Source organism: Actinomadura sp. SCN-SB, assembly GCF_043906805.1.
In the GTDB taxonomy this organism is placed as follows: domain Bacteria; phylum Actinomycetota; class Actinomycetes; order Streptosporangiales; family Streptosporangiaceae; genus Spirillospora.
In genome coordinates this window covers 98874-115079 of record NZ_JBIMPP010000004.1, presented here as the reverse complement: position 1 = coordinate 115079, position 16206 = coordinate 98874, and the positions used below count along the sequence as shown (strand labels likewise).

Here is a 16206-nt window from a genome sequence, read left to right as displayed (position 1 = left end):
GGGCTGCTCAGGGCTTGACGCCCACACCGCCCGCGATCTTCAGCCGGGTGCGCGGATGGTCCCGCTCGGGCCGCCACTCCTCGATCCCGACCACCCCGGGAGGCAGCAGCTCGAAGCCGTCGAAGAGGTCGCGGATCCGCTCCCGCTCCCGGAAGGTCACCTTGACCGGCGAGCCGGCGTAGATCTCGTTGAACGCGGCGATCCCCTCCGGATCGCTGTCGGCGGCGAACTGCACGAGCGCCAGATGGCTGCCGGGGGCCATCCTCTCCCGATACGCGGCCACGATCCCGGCGGGGTCCTCGTGGTCGGCGACCAGGTGGAACACGGCGATGCACAGGATGCCGACCGGCTCGTCGAAGTCGATGAGCCGCCGCACGGCGGGATCGCCGAGGATCTGCTCCGGCTTGCGGAGGTCGCCCTCGACGGCCGCCACCCCCGCGTCCGTGGCCAGCAGCGCGTCGGCGTGGACGACCACCACGGGGTCGTTGTCGACGTACGCCACCCGCGCGTCCGGATCCACGGAGCGGGCGATCTCGTGCACGCTCGGGGACGTCGGGATGCCGGTGCCGATGTCGATGAACTGCCTGATGCCCGCCTCGGAGAGCGTCCGCACCACGCGGACCAGGAACTGCCGCAGCTCGCGCGCCAGCACCGGGGTGTCCGGCGCCGACTCGGCGATCCGCGCGGCGGCCAGGCGGTCGGCCTCGTAGTTGGTCTTGCCGCCCAGGAAGTGGTCGTACACCCGCGCATGGTTGGGCGTCGAGGTGTCGATCTTCTTGGGCGCCTTGTCCGGACCCACCACGCCGACTCCACCGCCTTGGTCGCATGCACGTGGCCACGACTATAACGGGCATACCGCCGGGCTCGGTGATCGTCACATCCTTCGCCGTCGAGGACGGTCAGTGCGGTGGGTCCGGCGGCACGACCTCGATGACCACGTTGCCGATCTTCTGGCCGGTCTCGACGTACCGGTAGGCGTCCGCGATCTCGTCCAGCGGATAGCGCCGGTCGATGACCGGCCGGAAGCGTCCGTCGGCGATGAGGTCCCGCAGGTGCCGCGCCACGTCCTGGCCGCTGCGCGGGAACGGGAACCTGACCCGCTTCCCGCCCCGTATGCGCGTGGCCAGCGGCAGGATCACGTTCTGCCACCCCGGGCCCAGATCGGACGACACGTACGTCCCGCCGGGTTTCAGCAGCGGCTTGCACCGTCCGAACGTGCTCTTGCCGACCGCATCGAACACCACGTCGTAGGTCTGCGCGTCCTTGGTGAAGTCCTCGGCCGTGTAGTCGACGACCTTGTCCGCGCCGAGTCCGCGCACCAGTTCCAGGTTCGCCGTGCCGCAGACCGCGGTGACCGTGACATCGAGGGCTTTCAGCAATTGCACCGCCGCCGAGCCGATGGCGCCGGTCGCCCCGTTGACGAGGACGGCCTGCCCGGCCTCGATTCCGGCGCACTTGATGAACGAGTACGCGTAGTGCGAGCCCTCGGTGCCGGGCGCCGCCTCGGCGAACGTCGTGCCCTCCGGCATCGTCGCGATCATGCCGTCCGCGCGCACCGCCACGTATTCGGCGTGCGTTCCGAACGGGCCCTCGTTGTAGCCGAACACCCGGTCGCCCACGGCGAAGGACGTGACGCCTTCGCCGACCGCCTCCACGACCCCGGCGAACTCGGTCCCCAGGATGCGGCGCCGCGGGCGGGCGATCCCGCTGACGAACCGGATGAAGAAGGGATAGGCCCTCCGGTAGGCGCAGTCCGTCCGGTTGACCGTGGTCGCATGGACCTTGACGAGAACCTCGCCCTCACCGGGTGACGGCCGTTCGACCTCGGCGATCCTGACCACGTCGGGCGGACCGTATCTGGCGACAACCGCTGCCTTCATGAACGAACCCTAATACGGGGCGCAATCGCTCAAGAAGGAACCTTCGGCCACCGCGCCCGCCGGGCCCGTTCGCGGAGGGCGCGGCGGAATTCGTTGGACTGGCCTTCCGATATGTGGAAACGCGGGTGGTCGCCGGGGCGCCGTGGCACGAGTCTCAGTGCGTCGGCAATCGGGGTGTGACCTGGTCAGATCGGACATAGGAGTGTCGTGCCGTGAACGAGTTCGCCTCATCCCGCAGATCCTTCCTCGCCTTGGCCGCCGTGGCGGCCGGCTCTCCCCTGCTGGCGGCCTGCGGTTCGGGTCCCGCAGGTGGTTCCGGGGGCGGAGACGGGAAGCAGACGACGTTCCTCAGCTACCTGCCGCTGGAGACCGTGTCGATGGCGCCCGAACTGCTCGCCGTGGCCGGCGGCCACTTCGAGAAGCACGGGCTCGACGTGAAGTTGCAGCCGGTCAAGGGATCGCCGCAGGCCATGCAGACCCTGCTGTCCGGCATCGGCCCCATCACCCGGCTCGGCCAGATCGACGTCATGATCGCGATCGCCGAGACCCAGCGCCCGTTCGTCGCCATCGGGACGCTCAGCCGCGGCTCGTCGCTGCGGTTCATGTACAGCAAGAAGAACCACCCGATCACCAAGCCGCAGGACCTGGTCGGCCAGACGATGGGCGTGCCGTCCGAGGGCGGGACCAGCGACAAGGTGGTGTCGCTGGTGCTGGCCGGCGCCGGCATCGACCCCAAGGAGACCAGGCGGCAGGTCGTGGGCCTCACCCCGGGCACGTTCAACCTGGTGGAGCGGGGCAGGATCGTCGGGTACGTGGTCAGCGTCGACACCGCCAACCTGCTGATGTCGCAGAACCCCGACGCCGGGGCGTTCGACCCCGCCCAGTTCGTCAAGTCCGACCAGCAGGTGTACGTCACGACGAAGGACGCCCTGCAGAAGGACCCGGACACCCTCAAGAAGTTCATGGCGGCCATCCATGACGCGGTGTCGTCGATCGTGACGGACCAGTCGCTGGACGCGACCGTCAAGACGCTGCGGGAGAAGTACTCGTTCGCGACGCTCGACAACGACAAGATCGTCAAGGCGAGCCTGACACAGCTGCGGGGCTCCTGGACGGGCGGCGATCCGAGCAAGCCGCTGCTGGTCACGGACGGGACCGTGTGGGCCAACGGGTACAAGGAGCTCACCTCCGCCGGCATCGCCAAACCCGGCGGTGACCCGGCCTCGTGGTTCGACAACTCCCTCCTGCCCAAGAAATGAGCCGGCGCCTGCGAAGCGAGGTTCCGGAGGGCAGCCCGCGCTGGGCGACGCGCAGAGCACAGTGGCGCGCGCTCGGGCTGACCGACGACGACCTGGTCAAACCGAAGATCGCGATCGTGAACTCGTCGTCGGGGCTGGCGCCGTGCTTCGCGCACCTCGACCCCGTCGCCGCGGCGGTCAAGCGGTCCGTGGAGGCCGCGGGCGGCGTGGGGTTCGAGATCCGCACGGTCGCGCCGACGGACTTCATCATGTCCGCCGGCCGCGGCGGCGGCCATGTCCTGTCGAGCCGTGACCTGCTGGCCGCCGACATCGAGGCGGTGGTCGAGGGCGCCCAACTGGACGGCATGGTGTGCCTGGCGTCGTGCGACAAGACGACGCCGGGCCAGCTCATGGCGGCGGCCCGGACCGACGTCCCGACGCTGGTCCTGGCCTGTGGCTACCAGAGCTGCGGGCGGCTCGACAACGGTGAGCGGGTCGACATCGAGGAGGTCTTCCTGCGCGCCGGCGGGCTGAAATTCGGCGGCATCACCGTCGACGGCCTGTGCGACCTGAGCGAACGCGCGATCACCGGGCCGGGTGTGTGCACCGGCATGGGCACCGCGAACTCCATGCACATCGTGGCCGAGGCGCTCGGCATGACGTTGCCCGGCACCGCGCCGGTACGGGCGAACGGCGAGACGATGTGGCGGGCGGTGGAGGCCAGCGGCGAGGCGATCGTCCGGGCGGTGCGCGAGGACCGCCGCCCCCGGACGGTCATGACGCCGGGGGCGTTCGCCAACGCGGTGATGGCGGTGCTCGCGGTCAGCGGTTCGATCAACTGCGTCAAGCATCTGCAGGCGGTCGCGCGGGAGTCCGGCGCCGGGATCGACGTGTACCGGCTGTTCGAGAGGTACGCGGACACGATCAGGCCGCTGGCCGCCGTCCGTCCCAACGGGGAGGACGGCATCGAGGAGTTCGAGGACGCGGGCGGTGCCCTCGCGGTCCTCAAGCAACTCGGCGAGGCGCTCGAAGGGGACGCGGTCACCGTCACCGGCGACACGATGGCGGACCGGGTGGCCCGCGCGGTCGTGACGGACGAGCGGGTCATCCACCCGCTGAGCGACCCGCGCGGCGATCATCCGACGGTCGTGGTGGTGCGCGGCTCGCTCGCGCCCGACACGGCCATCGTCAAGCTGTCGGTGACCGAGGAGCGTCCCGCCACCTTCGAGGGCACGGCCCGGGTCTTCGACGACGCGCCGTCCGCGATCGCCGCCATCGAAGGCGGCGGCGTCCGCCCCGGGGACGTGCTGGTGCTGCGCGGGCTCGGTCCCGTGGGCACCCCCGGCATGGGCATGGCGTCCCAGACGGTCTTCGCGCTCAACGGCGCCGGGCTGACCGAACGGGTCGCCGTGGTGACCGACGGTCAGCTGTCGGGGCTGGTCAACAAGGGCATCGTGGTGGGGGAGGTCCAGCCCGAAGGCGTGCTCCCCGGGCCGCTGGGGGTCGTCGAGGACGGCGACCCGATCTCCATCGACCTGGCCGCCCGCCGTGTCGACCTGCTCGTCGACGAGCGCGAGCTGGAGCGGCGGCACGCGGAACGACCGCCGCACCAGGTGCCCGGTGACAGCTCCGGATGGCTTTCCGTGTACGCGCGCTCGGTCGAGCCCCTGCACCGTGGGGCGACCCTGCGTGGCAACGACCTTCCCCCGAGCGACAGGAGCACGAATGCCGCACGAGCTCACCGAGCTTAAAGTCAACACGGTCACCAGACCGGCCGCGGACCCGGTGGAGGAGCTCACCGCCGACCTCTGCGTGGTGGGCGCCGGGATCTCGGGGCTGTCGGCCGCGGTGGCGGCGCGGCGGCTCGGCCGGTCGGTGGTGCTCGCGGACGCCCTTCCGCTGCTCGGCGGGCAGTGCGTGAACTCGATCATCGGTCTGTTCTGCGGCGTCTACGGCAACGCCCCGCGCTACCACCGGTTCACCCGCGGGATCTTCGACCCGATGTTCACCGACCTGGCCAAGACGGACGACATCCACTTCAACAAGGGCCACACCGTGACCGTGGCCTACGACGAGGTGGTCCTGGGCCGGTGGGTGGAGAACCTCGTCCACTCCCTGGGGATCCAGGTCGTGCTCGGCGCGTCGGTGCTGCGGGTGGAGGCGGACGGCGGCCGGATCGGCGCGACCACGTTCGCCACCCGGCACGGCCTGGTCCGGGTGCGCGCGACCGGTTTCGTGGACGCGACCGGCGACGCGGCCCTCACCTGGGAGGCGGGCCTGCCCTGCCGGGTCCCCGAACGCACCGTCTGGGGCTCGCAGCAGATCCGGCTGGAGAACCTGCGCGAGGAGTTCAAGCCGGAACCGGCCGAGCTGGTGGCCCGGATCGAGGAGAAGGCGACGGAGTACGGCCTGCTGCGGCGGGACGGCCTGGCGTTCTTCTTCCCCGGCCGGAACACCGCGGTGATGAACATGACCCATGTCGAGGCGCCGCTGGAGGCCGTCCACGCGTCCCGGGCGCAGCTTGAGGGGCGGGCGCAGGCCGACCGTGTCGTGGAGTTCCTGCGCAAGGAGTTCCCGAAGGCGTTCGGGGAGGCGCGGGTGCGCAACTACGGCTTCCCCGGCCGCCGCCAGACCCGCTGGATCGCGGCCGTCCACCAGCTCTCGCTGGAGGAGGTCAGGACCGGGCACCGGTTCGAGGACGCGGTGGCCCGCACGGCCTGGCCGATCGAGCTGCACGATCGGGCGGAGGGGTACGTGTGGGAGACGTTCGAACCCGACCACGTGCACTACGTCCCGTTGCGCAGCCTGATCCCGGTGGGGGCGCACAACCTCGTCGCGGCCGGGCGCTGCGTGGACGGTGACGCCGCCGCGCTGTCGAGCGTCCGGGTGATGGGGCCGTGCGCCGCGACCGGGCATGCCGCCGCGCACGCGCTCGACCTCGCCGGCGAGGGCTCCGTCCAGGAGATCGACGCCGGCGAGCTGCGCGAGCGGATCCGCGAGAACGTCGACGAGTAGGCGACCTCTAGGCGTGTGGGCGACGTGTGGTCGACAGGGAGGGGAGAGCCGGTGCGGCTGGCGGACGACGAGAAGGCGATGCTGGACGGAGCCGAGGGACCGGCGGTGGCCGCCGCGATGGATCTGCTCGTCCGGTACGGGGAGGCGCTGGGCGCCGACGGGCTGTGCGACATCCGCAACGTCGCGGGGACGATGACCCAGCCGTCCCCGGTGAAGGCCAGACTGGTGCGCGAGGGCGGCTGGAACAAGGCGTTCGCCGTGATCAACCTGGACAGCGACGACGATCTGGAGATCCCGCACATGCGGGTGCCGACGTGCCAGCTCCAGCACGGATTCGGCGAGGACGCGCTCGGGGTGGTGCCGTACCCGGAGACCATGGTCGCGCTCCAGGGGGACGCGGAGTCCTTCTATGGCGCGCACGGGGTCAACATCCTCGCCACGTGCACGCCGTACCAGGTGGGGAACCTGCCGGTACGCGGTGAGCACTGCGCCTGGATGGAGTCGTCGGCGGTCGTGTACGCCAACTCCGTCCTGGGCGCCAGGACCAACTGCGAGGGCACGGCGTCCACGGGCGCGGCGAGCCTGACGGGCAAGATCCCCTGCTGGGGCAACCACCATGAGGAGAACCGCCACGGCACCCACCTGATCGAGGCGGCCGTGCCCGTCGACGGGTTCCTCGACTGGGGGATGTTCGGCTATTTCGTGGGTGAGGTCGTCCAGGAGAACCGCCCGGTCGTGATCGGCGACCTGCACCGCCCCGACCTGACCGACCTCAAGCACTTCGGCGCGGCGGCGGCCTCGTCGGGGGGCGTGGAGCTGTACCACATCCCCGGCATCACCCCCGAGGCGCCGACCGTGGAGGCCGCCTTCGGCGGGCGGGCGCTGCCCGGGAAGGTCGTGTACGGGGAGCGCGAGCGCCGGGAGATCTACGAGAGGCTGAACGACCAGGGCCGGTCCACGGACGTCGACTTCGTCCTGCTCGGCTGCCCGCACGCGTCCCTCGACCAGATCGCCAGGACGGCGCGCGCCCTTGACGGGCGCAGGCTCAGCCCCGGCACCGAGTTGTGGATCATGGCGCCGCGGGCGCTGCGCGCCATGGCCGACCGCAGCGGCTACACCGAGATCATCCAGCGGGCGGGCGGGCGGGTGCTGACCGACTCCTGCCCGGCGATGTCCCGGGTGGCGCCCGAGGGCACCCGCGTGTTCGCCACCGACTCGGCCAAGCAGGCGCACTACCTGCCCGCGATCCTGGGCATCGAGGCGTGGTTCGGAACCCTGGAGGAATGCGTGGACGCCGCCGTCACCGGAACCTGGCGAGGAGACCTGCGATGACCATCGAGTTCCGAGGCCGCGGCATCGTCCCCGGGTACGCCGAGGGCGAGGCCCTGGTCACGCGCGAGACCATCTCCGGCTGGGGCGGCATCGACCCCGCGACGGGCACGATCATCGAGCGCAGGCACGAGCTGTCCGGGGTCTGCTTCACCGGGAAGGTGCTGGTCTTCCCCGGCGCCAAGGGCTCCTCGGGCTGGTCGGGCTTCTTCCAGAGCACCCGGCTGCTCGGCACGGCCCCGCTGGCGATGGTGATCACCACCCTGTCCGCCAAGTCGGCGCTGGGCGCGGTGGTCACCCGGGTCCCGACGGTGTCCGAGCTGGACGAGGACCCCGTGGAGGTCATCAGGACGGGTGATCTCGTCGCCGTCGACGGGCATCGCGGCGTCGTCACGGTGAAGCCCGCGCGCTGAGCGGTGCCTCTCGGGTAGGCGCCACGGGACGGGTGGTGCTGACCCCACCATGGATCGGTGAGATTGCACCAATGATCTTCGGGCCGATGCGCGGTTGGCTGGGATCAGGCGGATCGAGAAAGTTCGGGGGTCCGCCAACCGGTCTCAGCGGAGGTTCCCGATGTCCGTGCACACCGTCCCGGCCAGGGGCCCGGCCCGGCCCGCGGCCCGGCGCCGCGGGCCGTGGCGCGTGCCGCCGGCGCGTTCGCTCGCTCTGGTCCTGGGCGGCGCCGCGCTGGTCGCGGGCTCGGCTCTCGCGCTGTCCCGTGGCGAGGCGACCGCGACGATCTCGGGCGCCGTGCGCGCGATCGGCGAGGCGCACTGGGTCGTCCTCCCCGTCCTGGCGGCCCTGGTGGTCGCCCACTTCTGGTTCTCCGCGGTGGCGCTGAGCGGCGCGGCCGGGCGTCGGCTGCCGCTGCTGCACGCGACGATGGCCCAGTTCACCGCGGCGACGGCGAACCGGGTCACCGGCGGTGGCCTCGGCACCGTCGCGGTGAACGCGCGCTATCTCGCCGGTGGCGGGACCTCGCCGTCGCGGGCGGTGGCCCTGGCGGGGCTGCTCCAGGTCTTCGGCGCGATCTCCGACCTGCTGCTGTTCGCGGTCGTCATCCCGGTCGCGCTGGCGACCGGCGGCGGGGCCCTGCTGCCGGAGCTGGGCCGCTACCTCGCCGGGCTCGCGGTCCCGTTGATCATCGTCGCCGTCGTCGCGGCCGTGGCCGCCGGGGTGGCGTTCCTGCTGCTGCGCGACCGGCTGCGGGACACCCTGGCCGCCTGCGCGCAGATTCTGCGCAGGCCGCGTGACCTGCTGGTCATGACGGCCGCCTCCGCCGCCACCACCCTGGTCATGGGCCTGGCCTTCGCGATCAGCATGCTGGCCGTCCCCGGCGCGGCCACGCCCGGCGAGATCGGCACGCTGGTCGCCATCTACATGCTCGCCGCCGCCGCGGGCGGCCTCGTCCCCGGCCCCGGCGGGCTCGGCTCCACGGAGGCGGCGCTGGTCGGCCTGCTCGCCCTCACCGGCACGCAGACCGCGCTTGCGCTGTCGGGCGTCCTGATCTTCCGTGCCGTGACGCACTGGGCCCCGGTCCCGATCGGCCTGCTCTTCGCGGGCACCCTCCGCAGGCGCCGGGCCGAGCGCCCCGCCCGGTCGCGCGCCCTTCCCGACCGGGCGGCCGTCAGGGCGATCGCGGAGGAATTGCTCGGCCCTCTGGGGAAGCGGCACGCCTTCCTCGTCAAGCCCGAAACCCAGCGCCCGTAGGCGATCGGAGCGTTTCCCTGCGTGAACCGTCCCTGGTCAGGGGCGCTTCGATCATGAAGATCCCGTTTATGTGTGCTTCGTCCGGATAGGTGGATGCAGATAGCCGCTCTATCACTCGGGGGGAACCCATGAGCGAACCTAGAGAGCACACGGAAAGGGGCGGGGCGGTCGGACAGCACCCGGCACCCGGGACGTTCGCCGACGACCACGCCGCCTGGGAGGGGCGCACCCGCGTGTTCCTCCAGCCGGTCGCGGCTCCGTCGATTCTCGGACTGTTCGGCTTCGCCGGCGCCACCGTGATGGTGGGCGCCTGGCAGGCGGGCTGGTACGGAGGCGCCGCCACGCCGCTGGTCCTGTTCCCGTTCGTGCTGGCCTTCGGCGGCCTGGCGCAGTTCCTGGCGGGCATGTGGTCCTACCGGGCCAGGGACGGGCTGGCCACCGCCATCCACGGCATGTGGGGCGCGTTCTGGCTGGCCTGGGGCCTGCTGTTCCTGCTGATCGCGATCGGCTCGTTCCCGCTGGTGGTGGCGCCGTCGATCGGCGTGGCCAACACGGCGTTCGCGTTCTGGTTCATCCCGCTGTGCGTGATCACGGCGCTGGGCGCCCTGGCCGCGCTCGGCCGGAACCTGGCACAGGCCGCGCTGCTGCTGGTGCTCGCGGCGGGGGCCGGCTTCACCGCGGCGGGCTTCTGGACGGGGTCCACCTGGCCGCTGCGCACCGGCGGCTGGCTCTTCGTGATCGCGGCCGGTCTCGCCGTCTACGTGGCGGCGTCCATGATGCTGGAGGAGACCTACGGCCGGACGATCCTGCCGCTGGGCAAGTACCGCCAGGCGGCCAACGTCCCGGGCCGCAAGGCCAGCCGGCCGCTCGAGTACCGCTACGGCGAGCCGGGCGTCCGGGTCGGCCAGTAGGCCGGTCGGCGGGCCGGCCGGTGGGCCGGCCGGCCGAGGGTCCTGGTCGAGACCCCTCCATTCCTGTCGTACGCTGGGATTTCGCTCACAGCGTCACGCAGGATGGAGGGGTCATGTCTTTCGCAGCCCGGCTCTGGCGGCGCGTGCTCCGCGCGTACCATCTCGCGTGCGCCCGCGACGATGCCGCGGCGCACGGCCTTAGGACGCCTACCTGCGTGGACTTCACCCACTGAACGGGGCGTGCGCCCGCCCGCTCCCTGACCTGAGGCTCGCTTGACCTGAAGCGCGCTTGAGGAAGCAGGCTGGGGTGAGGAGGTGCGCGATGTCCGTCCGACTCGACCACATCATCGTCCCGGCCGGGGACAAGAAGACCTCGGCCCGGTTCCTCGCCCGCATCCTCGGCCTGGAGGTGGGCGCGCAATACGGCCCGTTCATCCCGGTGAAGACCACGAACGGGGTGACGCTCGACTTCATGGACTCCGACGACTTCCGGTGGCAGCACTGCGCGTTCCTGGTCTCGGAGGAGGAGTTCGACGCCGTCCTCGCCCGCGTCAAGGAGTCCGGCGCCGGCTACTACGCCAATCCGGACGGCAGCGGGCAGGGTGAGATCAACACCCGGGACGGCGGACGGGGCGTCTATTTCAACGACCCGTCCGGTCACGTCATGGAGGTGCTCACCGTCCCGTACGGGGGGTGGTCCTGAGGCGGCGTCAGGTGTCCCCGGTCAGTCGGTGAAGATGTCCAGCGGCAGGAACGCCGAGACCAGGAAGCTCGGCACGTCCACCAGCTGGCTGATCTTGAGGTCGACGGCGACGCTGCACAGGGCGTACGCCTGCTGGCGGCTCCACCCCCGCTCGCCGAGATGGTCGATCATGTTCAGCAGGGCGTTGCGGGCGGCCAGCGTCAGGTCCTCGGCGACGACCCCGCCGCCGTCCCTGGCGACGGACATGCCGGTGGTGGCGTAGAACCGGCGCGGCGCCGCGAACTCCGGCGCCACCCAGTAGTCCGTGCGCGAGAACCTGGGGTCGGTGATGCCCTTCTCCCGTGCCTCCCCCTCGTGCACGGTGAACCGCACCCGCAGCGTCGACCGCATCTCGATGGCCGTGCCGCACGTCTCGCTGTCGCCCTGCGCGAAGTGCGCGTCGCCGGCGCTGAACAGGCCGCCGGGGGTGTCGACCGGAAGGAACAGCCGGGTCCCCGCGGTGAGCTGCTTGATGTCCACGTTGCCGCCCTGCTCCCTGGGCGGGACGGTGCGCAGCGCCGTGGCCGCGATCTCCGGGTCGGACGGCACCGCGCCCGCGGCCGACGGCGGGAGCACGAAGCCGCCGGCGTCCAGGGACGCCTGCTCCCGTTCGGTGATCCGGCGCAACGCGTCGTGCCCCGGCGACAGTCCGATCGTCCCCATGAACGGGGCGCCGGGGATACGGACGCCGGGCAGGTCGTCCGAGGTCGCCCAGCCGTCGGCGATGTCCCAGTGGACGATGAAGGGGTCGGGGAACTCGTCCCGCAGGAACCCGAACCCCGGTGCCTGCACGGTGAACCCGAACGTGTCCGGCACGATCTCAAGGATCTCCACTTCGAGCAGGTCGCCGGGTTGGGCGCCCTCGACGTACACCGGGCCGGTCAGCGGGTGCACCACGTCCAGGCTGGCCGAGGCCACCGCCTCCGCGGTGCTGGAGGGTCCGATCTGCCCGTCGAACGCGTCGCGCGTCTCCATGACGACCTCGTCGCCCGGCGCGCAGCGCACCACCGGCGGGATGCCGGGGTGCCACCGGTTGTGGCCCGTGCCGGGCTCGTCCGTCAGGGTCTTGGCCGGGTCGATGCGGATCTCGTGAACGGCCATCCCGCCACTCTCCTCACCTTGGCATCCAGGTGATCGTGAGGCTTTCGCCTCATGGTCCGGCTGTCAATGAGATGTCCGTGACGGGTCGTTTCGCGTGGAACGAGGGGACGGTCAGGGCGTGTTCAGCTCCCGGTGCACGGCCGGGACGACCTTGCGGAGGTAACGGCCGAGCTTGATGAAGGAGGTGCCGGTCTCGCGGAAGGTGTAGCGGATCGGCACCTCCTGGTAGCGGTAGCCCTTGGCGAGGAGGTCGAGGGTGAGGACCTGCGCGTAGTTGTAGTCGTGGATCACCTCGGCCGTGGCGGCCGCGCCGGGGGAGAACGCGCGGTAGCCGCTCTGCCCGTCGGTGAGGTCGCGGCGCCGGGTGAGCCACCGCACCCAGCGGGTCAGGACGAGGTTGCCCAGGCGGCGGTGCGGCAGCATCCGCCGGATGCCCCCGGTGAAACGCGAGCCGACGACGTAGTCGGCGCTGCCCTTGAGCACGGGCTCGACCACGGTCGCGATGTCCTCGGGGAAGTACTCGCCGTCCGCGTCGAGGTAGACCACGGCGGCCGGTCCGAGCGCGACGGCCTCGGCCAGGCCCCGGCGCACCGCCGCGCCGAGCCCCAGGTTGCGGGGCTGGTGGACGACGCGGGCACCGGCCCGCGCGGCGCGTTCGGCGGTCGCGTCGGTGGAGCCGTCGTTCACCACGATCGTGACCACGTCCCGCCCGTCCACGGTGGCGGGCAGCATGGCGACGACCTGGCCGACCGACTCCTCCTCGTTGAAGGCGGGGATGAAGACGACGACGGGCGCCCCGGCGTCCACCGGCCGCGGCTCCGGGCGGGGCGGCGCGACGCGGGGGAGCCGCAGCCGCCCGAAGTAGGACGGAGCGGGGACCCACAGCGCGATCGCGCCGGTCACCAGCGCGTAGGCGGTCTTCACCGCGTGGGTCAGCAGGGCCAGCGCGAAGGCGGGGCCCGCCGGGGTGCCGAGCGCGGTGAGCGCCGCCGTGGCCGCCGCCTCGTACGACCCGATGCCGCCCGGCGTGATCGCGACCGTCTGCGCGGCGATGGTGACGGCGGTGACCGCGACCGCCTCGTACGGTGTCAGCGGCACTCCGGCCGCGTCCGCGAGATGGAACAGCACCGCGGACTCCAGCGCCCACGCCGCCGCCGCGACCGGCAGCGCGAGCAGCGCGGGAGCGATGGGCGCATCGCTCCGTGTGCTGCCTGCGCTGCCTGTTCGCCCTGTGCGCCTCAGCCAGGCGAAGCCGGCCGCCGTGGCCGCGACGAGCAGCAGCCCGGCGGGCCAGATCCAGGCGCCGGTCAGCGTCAGCACCAGCCCGGGGGCGGCCGCGGCGGCGAGGGCCAGCACGGCGAGCAGGTCGGCGGCGCGCAGGAAGACCGTGGACGCGACGACCGGGGCGGTCTCCCGTCCCGTGCGGCGCGTCACGCTGGTCACCCTGAGCGCCTCGCCGAGCCGCAGCGGCAGCACGTGGTTGCCGAGCAGCGAGACGTGCAGCGCCGCCCAGGAGTGACCGTTCGGCAGACCGGGGAGGACGCGCGTCCATAAAGCGGCGCGCAGGGCGAACGCGGCGGCGTAGCAGGCCAGCCCGATCGACAGGCCGACGGGGTCGGCGGCGACCGCCCGGGCCGCGTCCGCCAGCGCCGGTCCGGAGACGACCCGCGTGAGGTACACCGCCGCCACGCCGAGGACGGCGCAGCCGGCGCCGACGCGAAGGGCTCTGACCAGGTTCGGCATGGCGAACCCCTCCTCCGGGCAGCGAACTAAGGTTAGGCTATCTTTAATTTATTGTTGAACGATGTGCCATGGCATCATCCGGCCCCGACATGCCGTGGCGTCCTTGGCAGGCGTTGCGCGGAGACACCATGACGGCGATCGTGACCGGAGCGGCGGGATTCATCGGCCGCGCGCTGACCCGGGAGCTGCTGCGCCGTGGCGAGCATGTCATCGGGATCGACCGCGTCTCCCCGGCCGCCGCTCCGGGGCTCACCGTCCTCACCGCCGACCTCACCTCCGGCGACCCCATGGTGCGGCTCGCGCTCGAAAGCGCCGACGTGGTGTACCACCTGGCCGGATGCCCCGGCGTCCGCGACCGGGCGGCGGACGCCGAAGGGCGCCGGCACCGTGACAACGTGCTGGCCACCGCCGCCGTGCTGGACGCCGTTCCCCTCCACGTCCCCCTGGTCGTCGCCTCCTCCTCGGCCGTCTACGGCGGAGCGGTGGACGGGCGGGCGTGCCGCGAGGACGACCCGCCGCGCCCCCGCGGCGGCTACGCCCGGAGCAAGGTGGCGATGGAACGGCTGTGCGCCGCGCGGCTCGCGGAGGGCGGCGCGCTGACGATCGTCCGCCCGTTCACCGTGGCCGGTGAGGGCCAGCGGCCCGACATGGCGTTCTCGCTGTGGATCGAGGCGGCCCGTGAGGGCCGTCCGCTGCGCCTGCTCGGCTCGCCGGACCGCACCCGCGACATCACCGACGTGCGGGACGCCGTCCACGCGATCCTCGCGCTCGCGGACGTGCGCGCCCAGGGCGTGGTGAACGTCGGCACCGGGACGGGCCACACGCTGCGCCGCATGGTCGAGGCCGTCGCCGCCGCGCTCGGCACGCCGGTCTCCTACACCGTGGAACCGGCCGGGCCCGCCGAGGTGCGCCATTCCCTGGCCGACATCAGCAGGCTCGTGGAGCTCACCGGGTTCGTCCCGCGCACCGACCTGTTCGATGTCGTGGCCCGCCAGGTCCGCGCCACCGTTCCGGACGGCAGTCCGGACGGCAGGCTCGGCGCCACCGGAGCCGTGCCGTGACCGGCGCCCGGATGCGCGCCGCGCTCGCCCTGGCGTTCTGCGCCGGAACGATCGCCGCGATCCTCGGCATCGGCGTGCGCGCGACCTACGCGGGACACGTCGCGGTCGACGAGCCGCAATACCTGCTGACCGCGCTGTCCCTGTACGAGGACGGCGATCTGGACATCGCCGACGAGCTCGCGGAACGCCGCTGGCGCGTCTACTACGACCGGGAACTGCCCGTGCAGACCGAGGTGCTGCCGGGCGGGCGCCAGATCAGCCCGCACGACCCGCTGCTCCCGGTGCTACTGGCCGTGCCGATGGGCCTGTTCGGCTGGGTGGGCGCCAAGGTGGCGCTGAGCCTGTTCGCCGGAGCCCTCGCCGCGGTGGTGCTGTGGACGGCGATCCGCAGGTTCGAGGTGCCGCCCGGGATCGCGGTCCCCGGGGTGGTGCTGGCCGCCGTCTCCGCTCCGTTCGCCGTGTACGGCCAGCAGGTCTATCCCGAGGTGCCCGCCGCCCTCGCCGTGGCGATCGCCGTCGCGGCGCTGACGGCCGAGCGCCCGTCACCGCTCGTCATCGGCGTCGTGCTCACCGCCCTGCCCTGGCTCTCGGTGAAGTACGCGCCGGTCGCCGCCGTGCTCGCCGTCCTCACCCTGTGGAGGCTGTGGCGGACCGGGAGGCGCCGTGAGCTCGGGGCGCTGACCGCCGGCCTCACGCTCATGGGTGCGCTCTACCTGTGGGCGCACCGCGTGGTGTGGGGCGGCTGGACGGTCTACGCCAGCGGCGACCATTTCCAGGAGTCCGGGGAGTTCGGCGTCATGGGGTTCGACCCCGACTACGCCGACCGGGCGCTGCGGCTCACCGGGCTGCTCATCGACCGCGGCTACGGCCTGGCCGCCTGGCAGCCGGGCTGGCTCCTGCTCGTCCCGGCCGTGGCGGCGGCCGTACGGCTGCGTCCGCGCGGCGCCGCGGCGCTGGTCCTGCCGCTGACGGCGGGGTGGCTGACCGCGACGTTCGTGGCGCTGACGATGCGGGGCAACTGGTGGCCCGGCCGCCAGACGGTCGTGGTGCTGCCGCTGGCCCTGCTGCTGATCCTCTGGTGGCTCGCGCGCCGCGCGCCCGCCGTCGTCCGGTGGGTGGCGCTGGTCGCGGGCTGCTCGGGCGTCCTGGCGTACGGCTGGCTGCTCGCCGATGGCTACGCGCGGACGCTCACCTGGGTGTCGGGGTTCCAGTCGGTCGGCTACCCGGGATACCGGCTGCTCCGCCCCCTGCTCCCGCCCTACCACGAGCCCTTCGCGGGGTTCGTCGTGCCGCATCTGGTGTGGATCGCGGTGTTCATCCTGCTCATCCGGTACTCGTCCATCCACAAGAAAGGGGATCTTCATGAAACGCCTCACCACCCGTCTCGCCGCCCTGACCCTGGCCCTGACCAGCGCGCTGACGTTCGCCCTGGCCGGGTGCTCTGACGGCGACGGCGACGGCGGATCGGGCTCCGGG

At 72.2% G+C, this 16206-nt stretch carries 14 protein-coding genes; 10 read left to right on the top strand and 4 right to left on the bottom strand.

What is annotated here, in order from left to right; translation table 11 throughout:
- Window positions 1-7 precede the first annotated feature (7 nt).
- Window positions 8-802: an SAM-dependent methyltransferase gene (locus ACGWYJ_RS04135; protein ID WP_395104193.1), complete on the bottom strand. Its 795-nt coding sequence runs from the start codon at window positions 800-802 to the stop codon at window positions 8-10.
- Between the two features lie 97 nt (window positions 803-899).
- Window positions 900-1880 carry an NAD(P)-dependent alcohol dehydrogenase gene (locus tag ACGWYJ_RS04130; protein WP_395104192.1) on the bottom strand — a complete coding sequence of 327 codons (981 nt, stop codon included), beginning with the start codon at window positions 1878-1880 and terminating at the stop codon, window positions 900-902.
- Between the two features lie 212 nt (window positions 1881-2092).
- Here ACGWYJ_RS04130 and ACGWYJ_RS04125 point away from each other — a divergent pair, with 212 nt between their 5' ends.
- From ACGWYJ_RS04125 to ACGWYJ_RS04090, 8 genes are all read left to right on the top strand, one after another.
- Entirely contained in the window at window positions 2093-3139 is a 1047-nt protein-coding gene (locus ACGWYJ_RS04125; RefSeq protein WP_395104191.1) for an ABC transporter substrate-binding protein, read from the top strand.
- On the top strand, window positions 3136-4869 hold the full coding sequence (locus tag ACGWYJ_RS04120; protein WP_395104189.1) for a dihydroxy-acid dehydratase: 1734 nt from the start codon (window positions 3136-3138) through the stop codon (window positions 4867-4869). Before ACGWYJ_RS04125 ends, ACGWYJ_RS04120 begins: the two co-directional genes overlap by 4 nt.
- Window positions 4844-6133 (top strand): FAD-dependent oxidoreductase, encoded by a 1290-nt coding sequence (locus tag ACGWYJ_RS04115; protein ID WP_395104188.1) that lies wholly within the window; start codon window positions 4844-4846, stop codon window positions 6131-6133. Before ACGWYJ_RS04120 ends, ACGWYJ_RS04115 begins: the two co-directional genes overlap by 26 nt.
- Window positions 6134-6184: 51 nt before the next feature.
- Complete coding sequence (locus ACGWYJ_RS04110; RefSeq protein WP_395104187.1) at window positions 6185-7465, top strand: aconitase X; 1281 nt, start codon at window positions 6185-6187, stop codon at window positions 7463-7465.
- Window positions 7462-7875: an aconitase X swivel domain-containing protein gene (locus tag ACGWYJ_RS04105; protein WP_395104186.1), complete on the top strand. Its 414-nt coding sequence runs from the start codon at window positions 7462-7464 to the stop codon at window positions 7873-7875. Before ACGWYJ_RS04110 ends, ACGWYJ_RS04105 begins: the two co-directional genes overlap by 4 nt.
- A gap of 160 nt (window positions 7876-8035) precedes the next feature.
- Window positions 8036-9172, top strand: coding sequence for a YbhN family protein (locus ACGWYJ_RS04100; protein WP_395104184.1), 1137 nt, complete (start codon window positions 8036-8038; stop codon window positions 9170-9172).
- A 128-nt stretch (window positions 9173-9300) separates the two neighbouring features.
- On the top strand, window positions 9301-10083 hold the full coding sequence (locus ACGWYJ_RS04095; RefSeq protein ID WP_395104183.1) for an acetate uptake transporter family protein: 783 nt from the start codon (window positions 9301-9303) through the stop codon (window positions 10081-10083).
- A 322-nt stretch (window positions 10084-10405) separates the two neighbouring features.
- The gene (locus ACGWYJ_RS04090; RefSeq protein ID WP_395104182.1) at window positions 10406-10786 is read left to right on the top strand and encodes a VOC family protein; all 381 of its coding nucleotides are present in this window, start codon (window positions 10406-10408) and stop codon (window positions 10784-10786) included.
- Between the two features lie 21 nt (window positions 10787-10807).
- On the opposite strand, the gene ACGWYJ_RS04085 is transcribed toward ACGWYJ_RS04090, so the two are convergent.
- Window positions 10808-11926 (bottom strand): acetamidase/formamidase family protein, encoded by a 1119-nt coding sequence (locus ACGWYJ_RS04085; RefSeq protein ID WP_395104181.1) that lies wholly within the window; start codon window positions 11924-11926, stop codon window positions 10808-10810.
- A gap of 111 nt (window positions 11927-12037) precedes the next feature.
- The gene (locus ACGWYJ_RS04080) at window positions 12038-13669 is read right to left on the bottom strand and encodes a glycosyltransferase (protein WP_395104180.1); all 1632 of its coding nucleotides are present in this window, start codon (window positions 13667-13669) and stop codon (window positions 12038-12040) included.
- A 128-nt stretch (window positions 13670-13797) separates the two neighbouring features.
- Here ACGWYJ_RS04080 and ACGWYJ_RS04075 point away from each other — a divergent pair, with 128 nt between their 5' ends.
- Window positions 13798-14730, top strand: coding sequence for an NAD-dependent epimerase/dehydratase family protein (locus tag ACGWYJ_RS04075; RefSeq protein ID WP_395104179.1), 933 nt, complete (start codon window positions 13798-13800; stop codon window positions 14728-14730).
- Window positions 14727-16175, top strand: coding sequence for a hypothetical protein (locus ACGWYJ_RS04070; protein WP_395104178.1), 1449 nt, complete (start codon window positions 14727-14729; stop codon window positions 16173-16175). Before ACGWYJ_RS04075 ends, ACGWYJ_RS04070 begins: the two co-directional genes overlap by 4 nt.
- Window positions 16176-16206 lie beyond the last annotated feature (31 nt).